The following is a 25,803-nucleotide window of genomic DNA, read 5'->3' as shown; positions in this document are numbered from 1 at the left end:
ACGACAAGGAGACGCTGGCAGAAGGTGGCCTGGCCGGGGCATCGGACCCGACGCTGCCGTTGACCGACCCGGCGCGGGTAGTGCACGGACTGACGCATCGACTCGACCCGGTGGAGTACGCGCGGACCATGGCCGGGTGGTCGTTGCTGCATGCCAGGGGCCAACAGATCGTCGCCGGGCTACGGCAGGTGTCCGCCCCGGTACGAGGCCAGGAACCCGCCGCCGAAGGATTAGGCGAACATCGGCACCCGATCGTGCCATGGCCTCACGAAGACAACCTGTGTGGTTGGCTGACACTGCTGGACATCGCCGCCGTAACCGGCCGTAGCGACCTCGACGTGTTCACCGGTGACCTGGCAGGGACGCTGGTCAGTGACATCGAGAAGGCATTCGGCGGACCCAAGCAAACCTTCGCCGATATTGATGAGGCGGTCGCTGGACTGCGGGAGTGGGGTGCGCGGCTCGACGACGAACAGCCGGGCGGTGGCCGCGATCTGGGCCTGTTGGTATTCGAACCGACACACACCGGCAAGGACGGGGATATCGGCCACGCGTATTGGCTGATTCGGCGAGTGGATGCGGACCGCACGGTGCGGATCGAGCAGCGTGACATCGGTAAAGGCGTATTCCAACCCAATTTTGTGCCGTCGAGGGCAACGGTCGGAAAACCGGTGGACGGCATTTTTCTCGGCAGCTTCGGCGAGCGGATCGAGGTTGCTGATGCCGATGGGGTGGTGCGGGTCAGCCGTCGCGACTACCGGGTGGGCTCATCCAGCCGGGAAGAGGCGTCATATTCAGCAGACGACAGTGAGCTCTCCTCCGAGCCTCGGAAACGCTCGGGCAGCGGGGCGGATGAGAGACCGGCCGAACGGACGTCGACGCCGTCGATCGACAAAGTGGCCGACTTGTTGCGTGCGGTGCAAAGCGGCGATGAAGCAGCTACCGCACGGCTGCGTCGACAGTTCGGACCGAACCTTTTCGGTCAGATGATGCGGGTGACCGAAGGCCGGGAGTCCGTGGCTCGGGATCTGGTGGACCAGGTGTTCGACCGCATGGCGAGTGGCTCTCTGCGTACGAACGCGGACGTCGAGCAGTGGTGGACCTCGGTGGTCAAGAACGTGGTGGTCGAACATCGGCGGCTGGCCGCATTCCGTGCCAGGTTGGCGACCGCTTACCAAGCCCTGGTATCGGCAGCGACATTCACTACGGTGGAAAGCGCTCTGGCGGGGGTGTCATGGCCAACGCTGCACCTCGGTCTGGCGGCGCTGCCTCTCGAGCGGCGCCAGGTGGTGATAGCGCTGCTCGAAAACGGTAGGTCGCTGGCGCAGATCGTCGAGATGATGCCTCCCGAATACGAGGAGATGGCCGTCCGGCAGCTGGTCGACGACGGTGTTCGGCAACTGGTCGCGGAGATTGCCGGACATCACGAGGACGCGGTGCAGCTGGATTCCGCCCCCGAGCACGGCACCTCAACCGCGAATCCGGAAACCGAGCCCGCTGCCGAAACAGCAGGGGACAAGCCGGAGAACAGCCCGGCAGCGGCACCTGCATCTGCTCGCTCTCGTAGAAGCAGTGCATTGGACACGGTCTGGGCCGCCCTGCGGGTAGACAGTGCGAAATGGTGGGATTGCGTTCAGCAGCTTCCTTCGGAGAAGCAGAAAACGCTTATTCGCATGCTCTTCGTGGAACAACTGTCCTTGGATGAGATCGCGGTAGAGCTGGAGAGCAACGCGGCGGCTGTCAGTGCCCTGGCGAACCGTGCGGCTCGCAATATGCTGACGCTGCTTCCCACAGGATTCGGCGACCTGTCCGAGCTGGCCGCTATCGTTCGACCCACCCACGCTGACATCGCCCGTTCGATCGGGGTGCATCGAGAAACGGTCAGCAGGGTGTTCGCGCTCGATACCACGATATCGCCGGATACAGCACGTCGGGTGACAGCCGCAGCGGAGCGCTTGGGCCTCATGGTTCCCACGGCGGTTCGCGATTTCGCCCACCGCTCGGCGCCGAAAACCCCACCGACGCAGCGAGATGTCGCGCATTGGGCCGGAGTGAGCCGTTCCACGGTCCAGGACGCGCTCAGCGGTGCACGCCAGGTGAGTCCGGAGCTGAGGCAACGCGTGATGGAGGCGATCAGCGAGCTCGGCTACCTGCCAGGAGGCGCCTCTGTCGAGACAGCGGACGAGGGGCGGACGCCCTCCGTTCAGCCCACACAGGGTGATCTCGCGCGCCGGCTAGGGGTGGACAGGGAAACCGTGAATCGGGTGTTCGCCCGTGATCCCAGGGTGGATCGGGAGACGCGGCATCGGGTGGTGTCGGCCGCGGACGAACACCGCTATCCGGTTCCCGAGGAGGTCCGCGAGTTCGTCGACGGCGAAGTTGTTGTTCCGCCCGCGTCACCGCAACGGAAAACCGCGGGTGCGCAGGGCGATGGGGAGGACACAGCACCGACACGACCGACGCAAGGTGACGTGGCGCGCCGGGCCGGAGTGAATCAGGCAACGGTGAGTCGCGTATTGAATGGTGTTTCGAGCGTTTCCCTGGAGCTGCGGAGACGGGTAGTTGCCGCTGCCGACGAAATCGATTTCCCGATTTCCGACGAGGTTCGGGCATTCGCGGCCGAGGATAATGCGGCGAAGCACCAGCCGACGAAGGCCGACGTAGCGCGCCGCGCCGGAAAGAGCCGGAAAACTGTGCTCCTGGTGCTCGCTCGCGACACCAAGATCCCCCCGGTGACCCGCCTCGCGATTGTCGAGGCGGCGGATGGAGTCGGCTTTCCGATACCCGACGATGTCCGCGCCTACGCGAGTGACCAGGTAGTCGTCGAACACGCGGCTACGAAGGCCGACGTAGCGCGCCGTGTCGGAAAGAGCCGGAAAACCGTGGACATGGTGCTCGCCCGCGACACCACGATTTCTTCGGCGACTCGGCTCGCGATTGTCGCTGCTGCGGATACGCTGGGATATCCGATATCCGAAGACGTCCGTGAATACGCTCGGGCATCAACGGTTGCGCAGGGTGGTGCGGAGAGTTCGAGCGAGGTGCCGCCGAATACATATGAGGTCGCGCGGCCGGACAAACCATGGGAAACCCGACCGCTGGGCGCACAGCTTCCGGATGTTCGTTTCGTCACCGTGCGGAACGGTAAGGTTTACGATGCGAACGGGAAGCTCTACACATCTGATCCAGAAGGTGAAGTCTTCCTGATCGATGCGAACCCGATCCGCTTCCGCACGGGCGGGCTCCGACTCTCGCACCCCGCCTTGTACAGCACCTATTCCGATCCGGATCAGGGCCCTATCGGAATGGGATACTGGGTGGTTGTCGAGGGCGAAGTGCGGGAGGTTTCGCCCGGCAGTGGAGTGTTTCCGACGGCATCGAACAATCCGAAGTTCGCCGTTCAGGTCCGTCATGTTCTCCGGACCAGAGGGGTGGATCTCTCGAGAGTTGAATTCAACAATCGAGGAAAACATGGGTTGTGGATTGCCAGTACCGCAACCCTGGACGCAAGCCATTTCATCAATCGACGTGGGCTCGATGCCAAGGGGATGTTCACCGGTTACGGCGACGTCACCGGTTACGGCGACGATTATTGGATAGAGGCGTCCCGGGTCGGTTGGAAAGTCGGCCAATTGTCGGTGTTCCTGACGGTCAACAAGGTAGGCGTCGAACCCGGGAAATTCACGTTGGTGCTGGCACACGGCGATGGTTCACCCGCGGCCCGGATTGCCGATGCCGAACTCGGACCCGATGCTTCGCAGCTCGCTCCGGCGATATCCGATTTCTGGTCGTCGGTGCTGGAACCCTGGTTCGTCGCGTCCGGGGTCTCCTTCACGAGGGAATGGGGCCGCAGCGTGCAGTCCGGTGACGGCACAGCCTCCCCGGGCGTGCCGGGTGACCGGGCATCGCGTGATGATCCGTCGACATTCTCTGCTGTCGACTATCGGCTGGGGCCCGACTCGTGGGCGGTGCGGGGTGCGGTGTCGCCTGGCGACCCGGCCGGAGTGCGGGATGCACTGGATATGGTCGGGGGGAGGTCTGCGCGGAGCACGGCGCGTGGGCTGTTCGGTTTGGATGTGTGGTACGCCGCAGACCCGAACATTCCGGCTGGTAGGGGCGCACACTCGTTCGGGTCGCGACCGCCGTCCCAGTGGAGCGACGGCACGGCGCCTCATGCCCGGCAACCACAGCGCGATGCGGCCGAGCAGGGCACGGGTGCGGACGTGAACAGCCGGTCGACGGATCGGATGACCGCCACTGCCGCGTCGGACACGTCTGCGAGTACCTCGTCGAGGTTTCTTCCCGGGCCCGCTTTGCAGGTGGTTGCGGCTGCGGCCGATGGTGATGAGGCGACGCGGGCGGAGTTGTGGGGTGCTGTTGCGGGATTGAGGTCGCAGCGGCAGCGACAGGTGATGCGACTGCGGTTCGGGTGGGAAGGAGGACCGAGGCGGACGATTTCGCAGATCGCGGCGGAGTTGTCTATCAGTGAGACGGCGGTTTTCGCTTTGCAGAAGCGGGCGGTGCGGCTGGTCGCGGAGAAGCTGACTGGGGGTGAGTTGCCTGGTGCTCCTGGTGGTGCGGCTTTGGAGGTGGTTGCGGCTGCCGCGGATGGTGATGAGGCGACGCGGGCGGAGTTGTGGGGTGCTGTTGCGGGATTGAGGTCGCAGCGGCAGCGACAGGTGATGCGACTGCGGTTCGGGTGGGAAGGGAATCCGAGGCGCTCTATTTCGCAGGTTGCGGCGGAGTTGTCTGTCAGTGAGACGGCGGTTTTCGCTTTGCAGAAGCGGGCGGTGCGGCTGGTCGCGGAGAAGCTGACTGGGGGTGAGTTGCCTGGTGCTCCTGGTGGTGCGGCTTTGGAGGTGGTTGCGGCTGCCGCGGATGGTGATGAGGCGACGCGGGCGGAGTTGTGGGGTGCTGTTGCGGGATTGAGGTCGCAGCGGCAGCGACAGGTGATGCGGTTGCGGTTCGGTTGGGAAGGGGAACCGAGGCGGACGATTTCGCAGATCGCTGCGCGGTTGTCTGTCAGTGAGGAAGCGGTCATCGCTTTGCAGAAGCGGGCGGTGCGGCTGGTCGCGGCAAAGCTGACCGGAGACGAGTTGCCTGGTGCTCCTGGCGGTGCGGCTTTGGAGGCGGTTACGGCTGCCGCGAACGGTGATGAGGCGACGCGGGCGGAGTTGTGGGGTGCTGTTGCGGGGTTGAGGTCGCAGCGGCAGCAGCAGCTGATGCGGTTGCGGTTCGGGTGGCAAGGGGGACCGAGGATGTCTATCACTGACATCGCCGCGGAGTTGTCTATCACCGAGAAAGCGGTTTTCGCTTTGCAGAAGCGGGCGGTGCGGCTGGTCGCGGCAAAGCTGACCGGAGACGAGCTGCCTGGCAACGTCGGCGATACCGCTCTGAAGCTGGTGAAGGCTGCGGCGAATGGCGATCCGGAAACCAGAGAGGCGTTCTGGAAAGCTGTCGAGAGACTGTCGCCAGCCCGGCAGCAGTTGTTCAAGTTGCGGTTCGGGTGGAACGGCCGGCCCAGGCTGACGATCGCTCAGGTTGCGAGCGAGTTGTCGTTGACCCAGGGCGGATTCAGTGCGTTGCAGCATCGGGCTGCTATTGAACTGGCGGAAATACTTTCAGCGAAGACAGGTGATTCACCGACATCCAAGCCCGAGCCGAAGAGCTATCCGGCAAGCGGGGACGACATCCTGGGCGCCCCCCATGGGAAGACACCCTTGTCGCCGGCTACCGCGGATCCGAGTAGATCGCCTGCCGAGCGCATCGCTGAAGCCCGCGATACCGTTCGCCGTGCGCTGACGGGTTGGCCCGTGGACGGGCATACCGCAGCCGCCGAAAACATGGTCGAGGCGATGCTGGCCAGCGCTGAGGGGCACGCGGTCGTTGAGGCGACGCACGGCGGTGACGGCGACGACCGGTGGGTCACGATAGCGGTTGTCGACGAGAGCCGGGTCCTGCCCGCCCGGGGTGAACCCGACACATCCGGACAGGTAACCCCTACCGACGCGGGACGGGTCACCGCGTTGTGGGACAACACCCCGCAATCGAAGGGTGGGTTCGAGCTGCTGCAGAGCGGTCGGCGCACCAGATGGATCACCTTCTTCGCTACCGAGGGACCCGGTGATCCAACGCTGGCGGTGAACGAGCCCGCGTTCGAATTCAGATTCGCCCCGGATGAGATTCTGACCACCGATGGCTCCGGGCAAGTTCGTGCCGCCACCATCGAGCTGCTGGCCGCGGCAGGCTGGGAGCGAGACGAGATCAACGATGTCCTGGTGCCGCTGGCGGAAGTAGTCACCAACGCAGGCGTGCACACCGACGGAAGCGCCACGATCCGCGCCTACCTGAGCGACGACCAGTTCACCTTGACCGCGATCGACGAATCACGCGGACTGCCGACCTGGCGGCTGGAAAGCAACGTCGAGCCAGAAGACACCACCCCACTGGACCAGACCGACCCCGACGCCCTGGACCATCTGCTGGCCCTGGATTTCGACGCCCCGGAATCCGGCGATCCGAACGCCCTCACGGCCGTCTTCGATCCGGCTGCCCTGGAATCCGACGAATCGGCTGCCTCGCAGCCTGGTGGTCGCGACGAGGATTCGATGCGTCATCGCAAAGACGGCGAACACGGCCGCGGCGCGGTCATCATCGCCAACTATGTGACCGCACTCCACATCGAACTGGCCCGCGACGCAGCGCCAGGCAAAGCCGTCTCCATTATGGTTCAGCGCGAGCGTGCCGAGGTCGCTGCGTCCACACCTGCTACCGCGATCGACACGAGCAACCCCGGTGTACCGGCCGTCGATGCTCCGCGTTCCCGGCCTGCTCCGTTCCTGCCCGAAGGTAGCGTCGAACCGTTGGTGGCCGGCATCGATGACCGTCGCATCGACGACTGGAAGAGCCTGCGACACCAGCAACAGAAACAGTTCCGCGAACTCGGGATAGTCCACATCACCGGTGGTGGTGGCACTCGTGGGGGGCAGCAACCCGAACCTCGGGATGCACAGCCGTCGACGTCGCGGCAAGAGCCGGCTCAGCTGCCCGTCATACAGGATCCGCCGCTGAACCTCACCGATCAGGAATTCGCCGAAGTCGGATCCGAGCTGCAGCGCTACCCCGGATCCGAATACATCTTCCAGCGACCAAAGCCTGCACCTGGCGAACTGGTCGGTGAGGTGTGGGTGAACGGCCCGCAGCGTTACGCGTGGGAACTCGAATGGCTCGCTGCGAACGGCCCCCGCCTCGGAGCGCTCGCCGCGTTCACGATGGCCGCGTTGGAGGTGGAGGCCATACTCGGCCTGACCAATACGTCGCCAGGGCAGCATTTGTTCGTGCAACAGCGCCCCCGGCGGCCCGGTGAGATATTGCCCACCTGGAAATATAAGACGGTACGGGAGGGAATGCCGAACCAGCCCAGCGGAAGCGACACCCTAGCTCGGGCCACCCCGATCGGCCTGCCCTCTCGCAAGCTTTCCCTCGACGAGCTTCCGCAGTATGCGTATATCGCACTGGTCGCAGGGAGGCCGATATTCGAGGTCGACCGCGAGCTGACGAAGCAAGTGCTGTCGCCCATCGAGCAGAGACGATTCGACTTGGTCCCCACTGACGGGGTGTACACCTTGCACTATCCGCTCAGTCGCTTCCAGGAGAATCAGTCACCGGAATTCCTCCGTTCGCGGTATCTTGCCAACGTCTACTTGTACGCGATCGGCTCGCGAACGTTCTACCAGTACTTCATGGACGACGTCGTCACGCTTTATCAGCTCCGCACGGCTCATGAGCTTCTGGATAGTTACACCGGCCGCGATTTGTCCGTCGAAGAGCGGATAAGTCAATGGTTCGTGGCAACGGTGACAGCCACGTTGGACGCTGAGCCCGCCGCGGCTCCCCGGATTCTCCGCGAAGCGCTGCATGCCCAGGTGCATCGCGATACCGAACACATGTCCGTCGAGGATCGGGCGGTACAGGAGTTCGCGGCGAAGGTAGACGAATTACTGAGCGGCCACTTCGATTTCGGCAGCTATTTGCGTTACCGCGACCTTCCAGAAGCGCACGAATATATGCGCACCGTCCAGGAAGCCGTCCGTAAGCGTCACCCGTACGACGCCGCCATGCAGGTGCCCTTCCTCGCGACCCTGCTCGAACCGCCTGCGGAAGCCGCGCAGCCCACACCGGAGCCTCGTTCTGCGGCAACCCCAGACGCCATCGGTGCCGGTGCCCCGACCCGAGGAAGCGGTGCACCGGCACGGCACCAGGTCACCGGCGCCACCGAGAACCCATTGTGGACCGCTTCGGCTCGACGGGTTCTGGTGGATGTGTTGGCGATGCTCGGATATGACAGCACCCACCCGAAGGATCGGGAAGCGGTGATATCGCTCGCACGTGGTGTCACCGCGGATGTCAGGGCGACGGCCGAGCGATACCGCTGGACTGTACCCGAGGGACAGGAGCCCTATGACTGGCTGATGGATATTGCGCGTAAAGCCCTGCACCGCAGAATCACCGAGCGCATCCGCAGCGGCGTCGTACGTATGATCGCCGACCGCGCCCGGGACGCGGAACGTGCGCCAGAGGAGGTGCGGCTGCTTGCGCACGCGGTGGCCGAGGCGCCTTTCGAGGTGATCGTTTCGGCGCTGCACGGCCGCATCGGAAGAACTCATCGTGAGTGGCTGAATCAGCAGTTCGGCACGATGCGGCGACAAGACCGGCCCACCTCGAGATTCGGTGCGGGTAGGGCTGCCGCGTCGGCATTGGCCGAGGCAGTGCTGGCGACCTATCCGATCGCCCTGGATCAGTTGCCCGCGCCCGGTACATCGGACTACGACCTGCTGCATCTCCTGGTCACCGAGCGGTTCCCGGACTGGGTCGTCGCGAGCTGCGACGGTGACCTGTCCCGATTGCATCAGGTGTTGGCTCAGCTGACCGGTCCTGTGTCCGAGTACTGCACCCTGCGGTTCCTGCACAATCTGGGGCCCGAACAGGCTGCGGCGCGGATGCGCTTGGATGCCGCCGACGCTCGCGTCCTGCAGACCCAGACCGAGAATGAGCTGCTCAGCGCCGTTCGTGAGGTAACAGGTACATACCAGCGGTCGTCGGCGCAACAGGCGGTCGGTGACGGCCGAGACGGTTCCGGCCCCGATGAGCACATGGTTCGAGCCAGTCGAAGCGATCTCGCGCGGGCGGCCGGAGTGTCACAGGCAACGGTGAACGCGATGCTCGCCGGCAAGCGTGTCAGTGTGCGGACGTGGCGGCAGGTGGTGGATGCGGCGGAGCGGATCGGTTTCGTGTTGCCGCCGGAGGTTCTGTCGGCGGAGCCGGCACCGAGGCTGACGCAGCGGGAGCTCGCGCGGGCGGCCGGAGTGTCACAGGCAACGGTGAACGCGTTGCTCGCCGGCAAGCGTGTCAGTGTGCGGACGTGGCGGCAGGTGGTGGATGCGGCGGAGCGGATCGGTTTCGTGTTGCCGCCGGAGGTTTTGTCGGCGGAGCCGGCACCGAGAGTGCGGCAGTTGGAACTGGCACGGGCGGCCGGTGTTTCACCGGCAACGGTAAGTGCGGCGGTCAACGGCAAGTACGTCAGTGCGGAAATGTTGCGTCGGCTGGTGGATGTAGCGGAGCGGATCCGTTTCGTGTGGCCTCCCGGATCGGCGGTCTATCCAGGGGGCAACGTTCAGGTGACGGGTGCTGCCGAGTGGGTCCCGCCGAAATCGCGGTCGAGACCCGACGAGCAGGACTTCGAACGCGAGCCGGGTGAGGCCTCACCGGTGCCGACAGCGGTCGATCGTCGTTCCCGGAAACCTCAGTCCTCGCTGAATCCTTCGTCGTATGAAGAGGAATTGGCTCGTGCGGCGCAGGTGGGTCTAGGTTCCGTCATTCGGATGCTGAATGGCGAAGCAGTAAGTGCGTGGGTGCGTCGCCGCATCGTAGCCGCGGCCGCCTCAAAGGGTTTTGTGTTGCCGCCGCAAGCCATGGAACCGGACGCTCCTTCGCCGGCTCTGATCGTCCAGGTTGTCGAGTTCGCGTATACGGCCGGAGTCTCGACGGCGTCGGTGATGCGAATCCTGAACGGTGAGAGAGTCGGAGAATCGGCGCGGAGCCGAACCGTTGAGGCGGCTGCTCGGACCGGTTTCGAGCTGCCGCCGGGAGCCGAGTCCGGGCGCGTGGGACGCAGCGGTACGCAGGCCGGTGTCACGTTGTCGAGGAAGGCCGAATCGGCGCTGCTGGCCAGGGCTCGCTCCGGTGACCGCCGGGCATCGGCCGAGTTGTGGGCCAATTCGAGAAAACGTGTGCTGGCCGAAGTGCTGTCCATTGTCGGCTACGACGGCGCGTCGCCCGCCGAGCAGTACACCCTCGTCGCTTTGGGTCGGGCGGCGATGGACGACGTCCGAGCCACGGTGGATCGCTACCGCTGGGCTGTTCCTGCAGGAAAAACCGTTCCGGACTGGTTGCTCGATCTTGCCGGTCGAGCGGTCGAACGCAGGACCGCCGAGCGTGTTCGCGAAGCCGCCCTCGAGTTGCTCCAGACCGACGACATGCTGGATTACGCCGACTCGGAGCATGAGACCCCTCTGCTCATCCACGTACTTGCTTCGGCGTCGCTTACTGTGGTCACCGAAGCACTGAACAAGGGCCTTCACAAGAGTCATCGCAACCGCCTGTCTCGGCGGATGAGGCTCCATGGCTCTCCGGCCGCAGCACGCCGGTCCAGCGTGGGATCGGCTGCTGTGCCCGGGGCGCAAGATTTCGCCGCGGCTAGAGCGCTGGCGGCGGCGGTGGTAGCGGCGGTGCCCAACTCGCCCGCCGTGAAGCAGCCGGCACCTCACCCTGAGCCCACGGACGCGCCGCAACCTCGGAGCCCACGCAATGCGCACCCCCTCCGTGGTGGAAGTGCCGTACCTCCGCCGCCCGGCTCGGTCGATATCGACGAGGTGATGGCCGAGGCGCTGGACCTTCCCTACCGGCGGCACGGCCGCTCCGGGCTGTGGGTCCCCGACGTCGGTCGTGGTGTGCCGAACCAGGCGCTGGCCTTCCATCACGACCCCGAAGGCGAGGGCCATGGGCAGGGCGACGAGCATGAGGCCGCGGGCCAGGGCCAGCCCTCCGAACCCCCGGGTGAAAGCTCACGTTCCGGTTTTCTGAAGTGGATTCGGGCGAAGGCACGTCCGCAGAACTCGCATATCGCGCGGTTGAATACCGGCGCAACCATCGCCACGATCGGAAGTGTCGGCCTGGCCGGCTACGTTCCGCTGCTCGTCGATCAAATGAGTGGTTCCGCGCAGTTGACCGGCCTGACGACCTCCGCGACGATGGCCGCCGGGCTGATCGCTCAGTTCCCGGCCGGCAGGATCTCCGAGCGGTTCGACAACCGGCGGGTCATTCGAATGACGTCCGCAACGGGGCTCGCTGTCACCGGCGTCACCGGTGGCTGGCTGCTCACCGGGCTGCCAGGTGCTCTGGAGGCTGTCATCGGATCGGCGGTCGCCCTCACGGTCGCCGGTACGGTCACCCGGACCAGCACAAGGGTCTACGGTCAGGCGCTGGCCGTAACCGAGGAGCAGAAGAAGTCCGCGATGACCGCGGCGCGGGTGATCAATCAAGGTTCCGGCAGTGTCGGTAGGTTCGCGGTCCCCATGCTCGGCCGGCTCTCGCCGGCTGCCCCGTTCTTGGCCGGTGCTGCCTCCTATGCGGTCAATCTGGGAATGCTGGCCAAGCTCCCCCCGGAAGCGCCGCGACCGGCGTCCGAGCGAGCCGGTCCGTTCGAGGGTGCGCGCGGCATGTGGCGGGACCCCTATTTGCGCGGCTATTTGGGACTACTCGTTCCCTGGGGTGTCGGGGTCTCGGCCGGCCAGGTGCACCTGGCGGGCATCATCAACGATGCGGGCTATTCGGCGACCACTACCGGGTTGCTCCTGTCCGCCAGCAGTACCGGCGTGCTGCTGGCCGCGTTCACGCCGAAACGGGTGACCAACCATCTCAACCTGAAATGGATGCTTCCGGTCACGATGTCGGCGTTCGGGGCCCAAATGGCCGCGTACGCAACCACCACGGATCCATGGATTCTGGGGTCGGCCGCGGTAGCGGTCGGTTCCACGGTGATGCTCAACAACAAGAAGTTCGACGAGTACCAGGTCGCTGTAGTGCCCCAGAAAGCCCTTGGTGGTGCATTCGCGGCCACGGCCATCGTCAATGGTGTGGGCGGAGTGATCGGTGGCGCCGTCGGCGGTATAGCACTAGATGCTTTGGGGGGCGCCGCGACGGGATGGATGAACGCGGGCTTGTTCGGCGCCGCGGCGGTCGGCTCGGCCGCTCTCGCGGTTTTCACCCGGAAGAATCCGGCACCGGGACGCAACGATGCCGACTCTGGTGTGCAGGCGGTCGCCGAAGCACCCTCCACCGAGTCGGTGCCGTCGCGTGGTGGTCGGGCCGGCTGGGCGTTCGCGAAGACCAGACCACTGGGAACCGGGCAAAACTCCGGCCTGCCCGACGACGCGTCGGCTTCCAGGTCGGCGTCCGCGCGACAGGCGGACGGCACCGGCCCGTGGGCTGCTCCGGCATCGGCCCGCACCTCACAAAAACTTGTCAACAGACTCACTGGAGCCCCTCCCACGATCGATGGCACTGTGGCCCGCCCATGGGACGACCGCATCCTGCCGGGAGAGCTGCTCGAGGACTTCGGTCTTCGCGCGGAGTTGAACGCCACCGGTGGCGGTGCCACTCGCGGTGGGCATCAGCATCCCGAGCCCAAGGAGCCTGCACCTGGTCGTGAACTCGCCACGGATGGGTCAGCGGATCGTTCGACACCGAGACATGTGGGAGCCCTCCGGCACGAGCGGTTCCGACGCGCAGTAGAAGACGCAGCACAAGGCGCGCAGCGGGCAGCGTTGGCTCGGGCGAATGATCGTGACTTCCGGGACGCCGTCGTCGGATTGCCCTCCGGAGAGCGTCGATTGCTCATGTTGTTGTTCATGGGAGACGGGAGATCGGTCGAGGCGGCCGCGCGAGTGATAGGGGTCGGGACGAGCGTCGTCTCGGAGATGCTGCCGAAAGCGTTGACCCGGTTGGCGGTAGCGCTCGGCGCTGAGGGCGACGGGCACCAGTTGGACGATGATGCGGACGCGTTTCCGACGGCAGGGGAGGAGCTGGCGGAGCTTCTAGCGGGCGGTGGTGTAGATGTTGCCATGTCCGATGGGCGGCTGGCGTCCGCGGTCACGGTGCTGCGGTTGGTGCGTGACGAGCATCTGGACCAGTTGCGTCGTGTTGTCGAGCAGTTGCCTCCGGTGGGGCGAGACACGTTCCTCCGATGGTTCCTCGGCTATGAGTTGTCCGAAATAGCCGAAGCAGACGGTGTGCGGGAGTATGCGATCCAAGAGCGGCTGCTCAGCCTGGTTCCCGACCTGATCGAACAGCTTCCCAGCGCGAACGAGACAACCCGCGCTGCGGCGGCACCGACAGCGGTGTCTATGGCGGCCCTTGCGGATCCGGCACAACGGAAAAGCCTCTACTTTGCACTCGGTGAAGCAGATCCCGCGATAGGCCCGTTGAGTCGAGCGGTGGCCACCGCGAGTCGAACCGCATGGCAGCATGCCGTGGCGCAGCTTTCGATCGAGCAGCGCGAATCGATTCTTCGACTGGCAGCAGCGACGGATGGGCTGACGCTGGCCCGAGATCGCGTAATACTGCGGCTGCTGGCGGTGACACTGGCCGCTGAGCAACGGAAGCCCGCGGTCGTGGGAGAGGATGTCGCTCCCGCCGACCGAGTCCGACAGGCTATCGAAGAAATGTCTCCCGCTTTGCAACAGATCGGTGAACAATGGTTTTTCCATGGCCGGACGCTCACCGATATTTCGGATGAGACGGGCAAAAACCGAAAACGGGTCCTCCAGCAGTACAGTGTCATGGTTCGCCAGCTGATCGACCAGCTGGCCGGTATCGAGCCGGTGAACTTTGCCGCAGCAACCGAGACACTCAGGCATGCATTGGCAGAGGATGCCGGGGCGTTGCAGCCTTACCAGAGCTTCTTCACACCCCACCAATGGAGTTGCCTCGCCTTGGCGTCAGGGCAGGAGCCACTCGTCTCGACCGCAAAGATCGCAGAAACTCTCGGCATCACAGCGCGGGCGGCTTTCAACCTGCGCCGTCGGGCCGTTGTTCGTGCCGCGGAATTGCTCACTGCCGGAGCCGGTGCGGTAGATCTCGAGGGTGCCGCGAAACCCCCTGTTACCGGCAGCGCCGATCTGGAGTTGATCCGAAACACCCGGCCCCAGACCTTGCGGTTCGTGTCACGGTTGTTCGCGCCGCACCATCGAGAGTTCATCCGACTGCGATTCCTGGTCACGCCGAAGCGGACTTTGCGCGAAATAGCGCGGGAGCTAGGGATTTCCGAAGAAGCGGCGGCGACAATGCAGGACCGGCTGGTCCCGAAGATCGCGCTGGCGCTGACCACCGGTGAGGTGGTCAGCAAAGGCGGGCCCGCGTTGGAGCTGGTCAAGATCGCGTGGCTGGGGCATCGCAGCGCGGTGTTGCGGGCACTGCCTCGGCTGACAGCCGATGAACAGCAGAGCATCCGGTTGCGGATCATCCAAGAGAAGACGCGCGCGGAGATGGTGGCTGCTCTGGCCGCGACGGGACGCAAAGAAAAGGCGGTCGACCAGCTGTTCACGCGGGCGGTCCGTCGTCTTGCCGAGGAGATCACCGGGTGTAAACCACCCACCCCTGCCGAAGCCACCGAACGGATCGAGGCATCCCAACGTCACGATCCGGTGTGGTTCGCGGAGTTCGTCCGCTCGGTGTTCGCCGGCGGTCGGTTCACCGACGACGAGCAACGCTATCTCGAACTGCGGTTCATCGACGGCCTTCGGCCGAAAGACATCGGGGCGGCGACCGGCAAGAACAAGAACGCGGTTCACCTGCTGGGGCGGCGAGTTGTCGTCAAGTTGGCGGAGTTGCTCGTCGCCGAGCTGCTTCCTGGCGAACACGGCGACAAGTACACGGTGCTCGGTACGGTGCGGCCGGCCTCGGTCGAGGATGTCGCCCATCTCGCCGGGGTGAGTCCGGATGTGGTGGAACTGGTGTGTCGCGGTGAAGTGGACTCACCCGAGGTGGTAGCCGCGATGGATCGGCTCGGCTTCTCGGCATTCCAGGAGGGGGAGCTGCTCCAGCCGGTCACCGGTGACGGCAGTGCGCCCGATTATGGAATGGCCCCCATATCAGGGCCTGCTGTTATGAATCCATCGACTTCTCGGTCGTCTCCCCTCCCGACCGGGGGCAGCGTCGAACCATCGGCTGTCGATATCGATCGTCCCATCGATGCCTGGAAGAGTCTGCGACACCAGCAACGGGAACAGCTCCGCGGCCTCGGCATTGTCTACGCGGACGGCGGCGGCGCGGCGAGGTTCGGGCGTCCCGCCACTTCGGCCGGGAAGTCCGGCCCTACACGCGACCAGTCCGCCGAGGAAGTGTCCGAACGGGCGGTTGCGCCTGCCGTTACTCTGGAAGAGTTCTTCACCGGGCTCACCGGGACCCCCACCCCCGATGTTCTCATCGGCTTGGAGCCCGGCCGCGGATGGCACGCGGTCCTTGCCGCTACACTTCGCCGCGCGCTGCACGAGGGGAGATTTGTTGAGGGTCGGGTTCTCCCGTCGGCGCGGGAGCTTGCCAAGCGTCTGAATTTGCCCTCTGCGCATACTGTCGTTTGGGTGTATCAGGAGCTGGCGCAAGACCGGTACCTGAATGTGCGCCCTGGACAAGGGCCGATTGTGGCAAGCAAGGAGGGCTGGCCGGAACCGGCTGATCTGGCCGACCTCCCGGCCGCACCGTCTCCGACTGAGCCCACCACATCTGCTATCACCCCTGAAGAGTTCTTCATCAAACTCACCGGAGACCCCGCACCCGCCGTGAACCCCGGCTACGGTTCGCGTTCCGTCCTCTCTGCCACACTTCGCCGCGCGTTTCATGAGGGCAAATTCGAGGAGGGGCAAAAGCTCCCATCGTCCTCCGATATTGCCGGACATCTGGAAGCGTGGTCTGAACGTACTGTCACGCGGGTGTACCGGGAACTTGCCGACATGGGATATTTGTATATCCACCGTGACAGGCGCGGCACCGTTGTGCGAAGCGAAGAAGACTGGCCGGACACCCCGGGCTCGCTTGCTCTGGCGATCACACCTTCCTCTGCGGAACCAGCTAACAAACCCAGCCGTCTAGTCGAAGATTTTGTTGCCAAGATCACGGGGGTTCCCTCGCCGCGGTCTCTTGTCGACGCGGCGTCGCGAGCTGATGAATATGCAGTCATTGTGGTCGCGCTTCACCGAGCGCTTCTCGCGGATAAATTCGAGGAAGGTCAACGACTCCCACCAGCCAGTGGGCTCGCCGAATATCTCGGAACATCAAAAGCCAGTGTTGTGCGCGCGTACAGGACTCTGGCTGACGCTGGTTATCTGAAATTCGCTTCCGGTCGGGTTGTCGCTGTGGCGGACGATGGGCAGTGGCCGATCATGTGGAGTCCACCGAGTACAGTGACGATCGGCCCTGGAGAGTTCGTTGCCAAGCTCACCGGAAGTCCCTCGCCGCGGTCTCTTGTCGACGCGGCGTCGCGAGCTGATGAATATGCAGTCATTGTGGTCGCGCTTCACCGAGCGCTTCTCGCGGATAAATTCGAGGAAGGTCAACGACTCCCGTCGGCCGATGGTCTCACTGAATATCTCGGCACCTCACAAAACACTGTTGAGCGAGTGTACGAGGCTTTTGTACAAGCAGGTTATCTGGACTCCATCGCAGGTCGGGGTGTCACAGTGGCAAGTGATGCGCAGTGGCCGATCGTCTGGAGTCCCCCGATCACAGCCTTGCTCCGTCCTGGAGAGTTCGTTGCCAAGATCACGGGGGTTCCCTCGCCGCGGTCTCTTGTCGACTCGGCGTCGAAAACGGACCAGCATGCCGTCGTTGTCGCTGCGCTTCACCGAGCGCTTCTTGCCGGCGAATTCGAAGAAGGACAGCGCCTTCCGAGGGCTCGTGAACTCGCTGAATATCTTGGTATCTCGGAAGGCACCGTCGAGCGGGCATATGAGGCTCTGGTCAAAGCCCGCTATCTGGATTACGGCGTCAGCCACGACGCCACTGTGGCGAGCGAAGGAGTATGGCCGAAGGGTTGGGCTCCCCCGGCCATGCTCCAGATCCTTCCTGGAGAGTTCGTCGTAAAGCTCACTGGAAGTCCCTCGCCGCGGTCTCTTGTCGACCCGGCGTCAGGAGCGGATCAGTATGTCGTCGTCGTGGCCGCGCTTCACCGGGCGCTTCTCGGAGATGAGTTCGAGGAAGGTCAGCGCCTTCCATCCGTCAGTGAACTCGCTGGGTACCTCGGCATATCGAAAGACATCGTTCGCAGGACGTACAGCACACTGCACGAGGCCGGATATCTAACAATTGTGAGCGGCCAGGGATCCTTTGTTGCGAGCGAAGAACAGTGGCCGGAGAACTGGAACCCCCCGGTCACGACCAAACTCACTCTCGAGGACTTTTTCATCAAACTCACCGGGTCCCCATCACCGGAATCGCTCATACGCCGAGCAAGTGAGACCAACTGGCGCCAAGCCCTCATCCCCGCTCTGCGCCAAGCGTTCCTGGCCGGAAAATTTGCGGAAGGCCAACGGCTCCCCCTGGCCACAGACGTGGGCGCACGTCTCGGCATATCGAGCCAAACCGTCGGACGGGCGTACCGCGCGTTGGCCAAAGAAGGCCATCTGACAATAGCCACCAACCGTGAAACCACGGTGATCAGTGGAAGACAACAGCAGGCGGGGCGTCGCCGACCGCCACTACACGGAGGTTTTCCGCCCACGATCGATGGCACTGTCGACCGACCATGGGACGACGGGATCCGCCGACGAGAGCTGCTCGAGAACATCGGCCTTCGCGCGGAGCTGAACGCCACCGGTGGCGGTGCCGCTCGTGGCGGGCAGCAAACTTCTGGCAGTCCGGCGCGGCAGGGGCATCGTCCGCTGTCCAAACGGCAACGCACCATCCTCGAGCTGGTCAGTGGTGGTAGGACGAATGCGGATATCGCGGAACACCTGAAGATTTCCGAGGGGGCCGTAAAGGCACACGTCAAGCGGATCTACGACCGACTCGGAGTATCGGGCCGCGACCAGCTGATCGGCGCCGAGCACGATTTGTTCTCCGACCTACTGGAGCAAGGGGGTATTCGTCCCCTGTCGAATGACGAACTCGAGATCCTGAGACTGATCGTTCAGGGTATGCCTAATGTGGGCATCGCGAGTCGTTTGAACTTGCCCCGATCAACCGTCAACTCCTACGTCAAACGAATTTACGACAAACTCGACGTAGTGGATCGCCAAGATCTCGTGGGAGACATCGATACGTTCCTCGCTGCGTTGTCGCGTCGGGCCGAGAGGCCGCTGACCGCACGGCAAAACGCTGTTCTCCGAATGATCGCCCGAGGGCTGTCAAATGCGGAGATCGCGACGTATCTGCACCTCACCGAGGAGACCGTCAAAACTTACGTCAAACTGATCCGCCGGAAGCTTGGTGTGGCGCACCGGAGCGGCCTTGTGGCGACGCCACTCGCGGAGACGGTACCGGCCCGTACCAAGGGTGCCGACATTCCGCTGCCGGAGGTGACCGACGCCGACTTCCTCGAGTTTCGGCGAAGGCTCGTGCTGACCTACCTTGTTGGCAACCGTGTCGTCTCTTCTGCCGCCGCCCTCAGCATGCATAGGGGGACCGAGGCCGAGTTGGTACAGACGATCTTCGAGCACGACGAAGACATCGAGCTGGTCGATACCGCCCTGATGTTGGGTGGCTCGGATAAGACTACGATGTTGCGCGCTGCGCTCTTCCTGGATTCGGTTCAACGCAGACGCGTGAATGCTGCGACTGCGGCGGTTCACGCCGGCCGCCGGATCAGCCTGCTCCAACTCAGCGCGGTCAACAAGCTGGCGCTAGAGGTGGGCAGGCTTTCCTCGAAAACTGTCGACTGGACGTCGCCGAAGATTCACCCGACCGGCCTCTCCGATAGGGATCGCAAAATACTCGAGCTGATCGCGGCGAGCAAGACGAACGAAGAAATCGCCCAGGCGCTCGAGACGAGTGAAACTTTCGTGCGGAAACGGGTGTCGCACATCCTGAGAAACCTCGATACGGCCGACCGAACCCATGCCGTTGTTCAGGCGTTGCGTCAACGGCTTATCCGTTTGAGCGATATACCGGAACCCGACCCCACGCGCGCATACTCGTTGAGTGACCGTGATCGGCAGATACTAGTCCTCCTCGCCGTATACGACAGATATGAGGATATCGCGACAGACACCGGCCTCTCGACGAGTATGGTGTCGACCAGTGTCAGGAACATAATCCGAATCTTCGGCGCTCGAAACCAAACAGAGGCAGTCATCCGCGCGTTGCGCGTCGGGGCTCTCGTTCTGAGCGATGTTCTCGTCGCACCATCCGCGCCGACCCGCGAATTAACTGAGCAGGAACGCGAACTCCTCGGACGGTTCGCGGCAGGCGAGTCGGCCGTTAGGGTAGCCGGAATTGTCCGAGCACTGGGCGCAACAGGTAGAACCGAGGCCGTTGTTCAGGCTCTACGCATGGGATATCTCGACGTAAAAGATATTCCGTTGACAAAACAGTCGCCCCGAGTATCACCGCGAGAAAGGGAAATAATTCCCTTGGTCGCCGCTGGACTCACGAACAGTCAGATCGCGGAGTACCTGCACCTGGCTCCGAATACAGTGAAAGCGGCACTGCCACTTTTGTACCGGAAACTGGGAGTCGGTGACCGTACCGGTGTCGTGGTCGAGGCGTTGCGCCGGGGGATAATCGATCTGGCCGATATCCCCGTATCCTTCCCGCGGGAAGCGGAGGCAGGGTCGGCAGGGCTACAGCAGACCGGAGAAATCTCCGCTCCCACACCGCTCCAGGCTCTGACGCCCGCGAGAAGCCCTGGCCGACGAACAGATTTGCTCTATGCCTTTGCTCCGCATCGGCCGCAGCATCACGGATCGCAGGCAGATCCTGCCGGTATCGCGGATGTCCTGCATGTCATGGGCGGTAGAACCCGAGACTTCCAAGGACCGCACGGTGGACGGTTCGATCCAGGAATGGTCACCGCTGACGATCCGGAGATCGGTGACGGGACGAGTGCGTTCCGCAAGACGGGCGGGAATGCCGAAACGGATCCCGGGAGTGAACGCGACGCCGAGCTCGTCGCAGAGGTCAGCGCCGGAAACGTAGCCGCGTACGATGAACTGTTCGCTCGTCATCGCAGGTCTGCACTCGCGTATGCAAGAACGTTGACCAATAACCGGGACGATGCCGAAGATGCCGTTGCGGAAGCCTTTGCGACTCTGTTGCAGAAAACGCTGAGCGGGAGTGTGCCGGGGAACGAATTCATTGCCTATGTGCTCGTTACGGTGCGTAATGCTGTGTACAAGCTGCACAATCGGGCCGATCGCCATGTTCTCGCCGAGGACGCGGGAGAACTGGACCGCCTACGGGAGTTCGGAAGACGGGCAGACTCTGCTGAGGATCTGCTGCCATACGCATCTGAAGCGCAAGATTCGGGGGTCGGTCGTGCGTTCTCTTCGCTGCCTGAGGAACTGCGCACGGTATTGCGGATGATCGACATCGAGGGATTCACTCCTGACGATCTGGTGCCCTCTCTCGCCTCCACGCCAGAGGCGGTGAGCGAGCTGGTAAACCGCGCGCGCAGGCAGCTGCATCTCGCTCTGCTCCGGAACCACCCACAGGGAAACGCCCTTCAGGCGGCACTCACCGAGGAAGGCCCAGCATTTGCCGCAGCTCTCGCGCTCGGTGGTGAGCTGCTTGTGGAGTTCCGGCCGGTCAGCACGGAAGTGGCTGTCATTAGAGACGCCAAGGTCAACCGTCCAGATGAATTGGCGGACCTTGTCGAGCAGCTTACTCCCGCCCAGCGTGAAAGCTTTGTCCGGTGGTTCATGGGTCAATCCCTCCATGATATTTCGGAATCGCTTCAGTCCAGTGAGGGGGCGGCTCGGCGACTGCTTTACCGGCAGATACGTGTTGTGGCCGGACGTTTGTCCGAGTATTCGGAGAAGGAGGCTTCCAAATCTCGTAAGGAAACGCACAAATATGTGACGTTGAAAATGGTTGAAGCGATATTCGATAACGAGCCGAATGCGCTGGAACCACTGTTGGAAACTCTATCGAAGGAGGATAGGAAGTACTTCGAGCTGTATTTCGTCCAGCACCTGCCGGTTGCCGGTGTAGCCGCGGCGGTGTCCGGGGTACGACAGGGAGTCTTGCTGAGCCTGTATCGGATTGCCTACCGATTGGCTTCGGGCCTGCCTCCCGAGCTTCGCCAGAGGTACTCGAACGGTAGCGGACTGGTACGAGTAACACGAGACCACGTTGCTCGGATGGCCGGGGTGAGCGAGATAACTCTCAAACGGGTGCTCAACGGATACGAAGGTGTAGGGGCGGACACCCGGCGCCGCGTGTGGGAAGTGGTCGAGCAACTCGGGTACCGGCCCGCGCCGCTACGTTCCGGCATTATCGCCGAACCCGCCGTCGGTGAGGAGACCGCTTCGGTGCCGAAGCTGGTGGCGGAGACGCAGGCGGTGGCTCCCGCACCGGTTCCGGTAGTGGACGTCACCGATGCACCGCTGGAAACGCAGCGCAGCGGTGCGGCTCTGCAGCAGGTGCGCGCGGCTCCGGCCGAAGTTGTGAAGGAGCTGATCGCGAAACTTCCCGAGGCGGACCGGGAAGTTGCCACGCTGTTGTTCCTGTCGAAGATACCGGTCGCGGAAGTAGCAAGGACCGTGCGTCGTTCGCCCGGGAGCATCGACGATCATCAGCGCCGGATCGCGGAATCACTGGCGGAATTGCTGTCCGGTCGCGTGCTGCTCACCGATCTTCAATCGGTGGCGTTGGTGACGGCGATTCAGCGTAACGATCCGGGCTCGGCGATGCTGTTCAGCGCGGGGCTGTCCGAGGGCGACCGAGAATACTTCGATCTGCGCTTCTCGCAGGACCGCTCGGTGGATGAGATAACGGCCGCGATGGGCGGCGCCTCGGCCGGGACACGAACCCGCTTGTACCGTATCGCGCGCCACGTGGTTCGAAATATTCCCACCGAGGCTCTTTCCACATATGTGGCGATGGGGGCCAACCATAAGATCACCGCAGCGGATGTGGCAAGAGCGGCCGACGCTACCAAACTATCGGTGAGTCTTGCGCTCACCGGCAAGCCCAAGGTGTCGGTCGCCACTGCACAGCGCGTGTTGGCCGCGGCGGAGCGTCTCGGCTACTCGCGGACGCCGTTCGTTCGATTCCGGCGGGAAATCCTGATCGCTTTCCTGCGCAACGAACAGATCACGGCGTCTGGTGTGGATGTCAGAGCACTGGCAGCGACGAAGAAGCAGGCGCTCGACGATGCTGTTGCCCGACTCGGGCCCGAAGATCAGAGCCTTGTCCGGATGCGGTTCGAGGAGCAACGTTCAGTCATCGAGACAGCGCGGGCTCTGGGTGTTGAAACGGCAGAGATATCCGCGGCTGAGCGCAGAGTGGTTATTCGACTGGCCGAGGATTTGGCGGCCGGTGTCGATGCGAACGCCTTGGCGGATCTCGCCGATGTCGTTACCGATGTGGTGCCCGCCCCCGGTGACGCGCTGTTGCTCGTGCAGCGGACCCAGCGCGACTATCCGGCGGTAATAGAGCACTGGCGACAACAGCTCAGTCCGCTGGAACAGAACTGTGTCGACCTGGCAGTGGTGCGGAAACTGTCGATGGACGACATGGTGTCCGCGCTGGCGCAGACCCCAGCGGAGGTCGCCGCGCTACTGAATCGCACTGTGGTCCGGCTGGCCGACTTGATCCTGGGAGTGGACCGGTCCCGCGAGGCTCGGACCCGCCCGTTCAGCCCATCGGATACGACCGTTCCAGCCGTGCGCGATGCCGGGCATCGGTCGACCGATGGGGATTCCGGCTACACCGCGCCGGACGCGTCGATCGGCAAGCGCGAGGCGGCACATGCGGCGAACCTGTGTGGGCAGCTGGTGCTACAGCGGCTGCCATGGGTGGACCCGGCTCGGGTGCCTGAGGCCACGGGTACAGGTGGCATGTTCGTGCCGAACATCGTGAGCATTGCGGGCGGGAACGTGACGCATGTTCGACGGGTGGTCGTGCAGCCGGATCGTCCATATCGGGGTGTTGTGGACGCGCTGACCGCACTGCCGGAGCAGCAGCGTGAGGGCGCGTCGGCCTTGGTGTTCACCGGATCGGATAAAGCTGACGAGCACGGTGTTGCCGGGCATGTCTTCCGGGTGGTGTATCAGGACGGGGCGCTCCACATCGAAGACCCGGGCAAGGGAGTGTTCGGCCTGTTCGAGGACACGATGAACCCGACGGATCTGGTGGACCTGAAAGGCATCTGGTTTGTTGCGTTCGATCGTGCCGGGAACCCGATCGATCTGCCGGGGACACCGGCCGATATCGCCGATCTCAGGTTCACGGTGGGCTTGTCTCAGGACACGATCGGCGATCAGATATCGGCGGTGCTGAACGAGGCCGGGCCTGAGTGGGCGGCCATGCTGCTGCGAACCGTGAGAGTGCGGTATGTGCCTGCATTGACACCAGGGGTGCGCGGTGCTTTTTCACCATCCGAAGGAATGAGCCGTATCCGTACCTTGGGTACGGATCTCCTCACCCAAGCCGTCACTCTGATCCACGAGAATCAGCATGCGAGCGACTTCGACGATGCGCCGATGGCGAACCCCTCCACGATGTCTCGCGGTGAGTACGTTCATGCGGTTCTGCATTTCGAAGCACGGGCTTTCGCCAGGGAAGCGCTGGTGGCGGTGGCGTTGGAGTCCTGCGGCTACGAGCTCGAAGACAATGCGGCGCATGAACTGTATGTCGAGGCTCACCACGCTGCCGTCGCAGCTGCTGTGGCGGCGGACCCGGATCTGACCGAGTCCCAGCGAGCAGCTATCGGCTACCGGGCTGGGGTTCAGGCCCTGGAAGTTTTCCTCGCTGCCCCCGTTTCATGGGTGAAGCTGTTCACAGAATCGCCCGAGGCATTGGACGAATTCATCGCAGCACCCCGCGAGTTCGAGAAATCTTATGCCTCCTCCGGGGTGTATTTCGAGCCCGGGGTGTATGTACGGAAGGCCAGGAAGGTGTGGCTCGGCGCCCGAAAGGAAGCCGGACAGCAGAATCTGCATACGCCGACCACACCCGAACGGGCGAAAGAAATCCGGCGTTCGACGTTGGCGAGGACCGCAGCTGATCGTGACCTCGCCATCGTGGATCGAGCCATCGAGCGGGAACTCGAGCGCCGACGCGCTGATTCGTTCGACCCGGTGTCTCCGGCCGATGCCCGCCGCCGAGAACACGCCGAGCTACAACTACGTGATTTGGTGGCGTGGCGTGGGGCTGCCGCCCGGGATGCGGCCGCGATGCATACGGCGACCGACGCCGTGGTCTCACGCGATGTGCTGGCCGCTGTGCTACACAATGAGCCCGGTCGGTTGCTGACCGACCATGTCGCGGTAATCGGCGGCGACCGCCCTCGCCTGGTCGTCGTCGCAGCCGAGGACCATATCCGGCAGCGCGACACCGCGCTCGCCGCCCATCCCGAGGTGACGGGTTCGGCTGGTCTCGAGACCGAGTACCTCCTCGCCTCCAGCGACTGGGACGCGACGGTGCGGTTGGGTCGAATCGAAAACCCACAGCCGCGAACAGAGACCCGGCCGCCCAGTATTCCTTGGTTGGACCTGGCCGGACAGGCTGCTCGTCGACGTTTCGCCAAAGCGCGCAGGGTGTTGCGCGACACCGAGATCGGCAGGTGGGCCGACCGGATTCTGATCGATCACGGCGTGGAGCTGTTGCTGGAAGCCCACGCCGAGGATCGGCTGTACCCGGCCAGGAAAATTCTGGTGCTCGACGCAGGCGGCTCCGATGCCGAACTGGCCGCCGGCATGGTCGCCGGTGCTTTCCACATCCAGTGGGCGCGAAACGACGTCGACGGCGACGTTGTCCAGCTTCGTTCGAAGCGTCCGGACTTCATCGCGCTGCGCCTCGACGACGAGGAACAGGCGCAGGCAGGGCGTGCCGAGGCCATGCGCCAATTACGGGCAGCGGGGCACGACACCGAGCCGCCCGATGCGCTGGAGCTGGTCTATACGGCGGCCTATGAGCATGTTCTCGACGGAGCCGGACTCCGCCCGGCGACAGCGCAGGAAATCACCCTCGGCTGGCAGGCCGGTATCGCCGCGGTGCGACCGCTGCTCAAGCGGGTAGGGCCACGACTGTCCGCACTGTCTTACGCCGAGTTCTACGGGCGGGCGTGGGACGACGCACAAGGCTATGAGCGCGCCGGCCGGTCGCAGGCCGAGGCACGATCAGCCGAGCCGTGGACCGAACTGGACGTCGAAGACCGTCTGCCTGCGCTCGTTCAAGAGCAGACCGAAGCTCGGGAACTCCGCGACCGTGCGCGAGCCGGACTGACCGGGTTGACCGAAGAACAGCTGGCTGAGCTGGGACCGGCTACCGAAGCCCTGGAAAAGCTGCGCCGGGCCACTGATCAGTCGAGCCGCGCACTGGTCGCCGGAATCGACGCCTACCACCGGAGAGACACGCGCGTCGGCCTGCTCGACGCGGTAATCGACGCCTACGAACATGCCGACCAGCAAGGAGCCATCTGCGATCTGTTCGCTTTCGAACGTGCACTCGATACCGAACAGGTGCGCCCGGGTTCGCCCGTGATGGCCGAAATGACGCGGGAGCGAAACGAAGCGCGCGACGCCCTGG

Annotated in this window: 1 protein-coding gene (only partly in view); it reads left to right on the top strand. The window is 63.9% G+C overall.

Annotated features, from left to right (window positions below; all coding sequences use genetic code 11):
- Nucleotides 1–59: 59 nt before the first annotated feature.
- Nucleotides 60–25,803: the 5' portion of an MFS transporter gene (locus B0T44_RS28410; RefSeq protein WP_081511841.1), read on the top strand. 23,099 nt of this gene lie beyond the right edge of the window; the window shows 25,744 of its 48,843 coding nt (coding positions 1–25,744); its start codon is at nucleotides 60–62; the stop codon falls past the right edge of the window.

It is taken from the genome of Nocardia donostiensis (assembly GCF_002081715.1).
Classification (GTDB): domain Bacteria; phylum Actinomycetota; class Actinomycetes; order Mycobacteriales; family Mycobacteriaceae; genus Nocardia; species Nocardia donostiensis.
The sequence above is the reverse complement of the archived record's forward strand: the minus strand, read 5'-3'. Positions and strand labels throughout refer to the sequence as shown.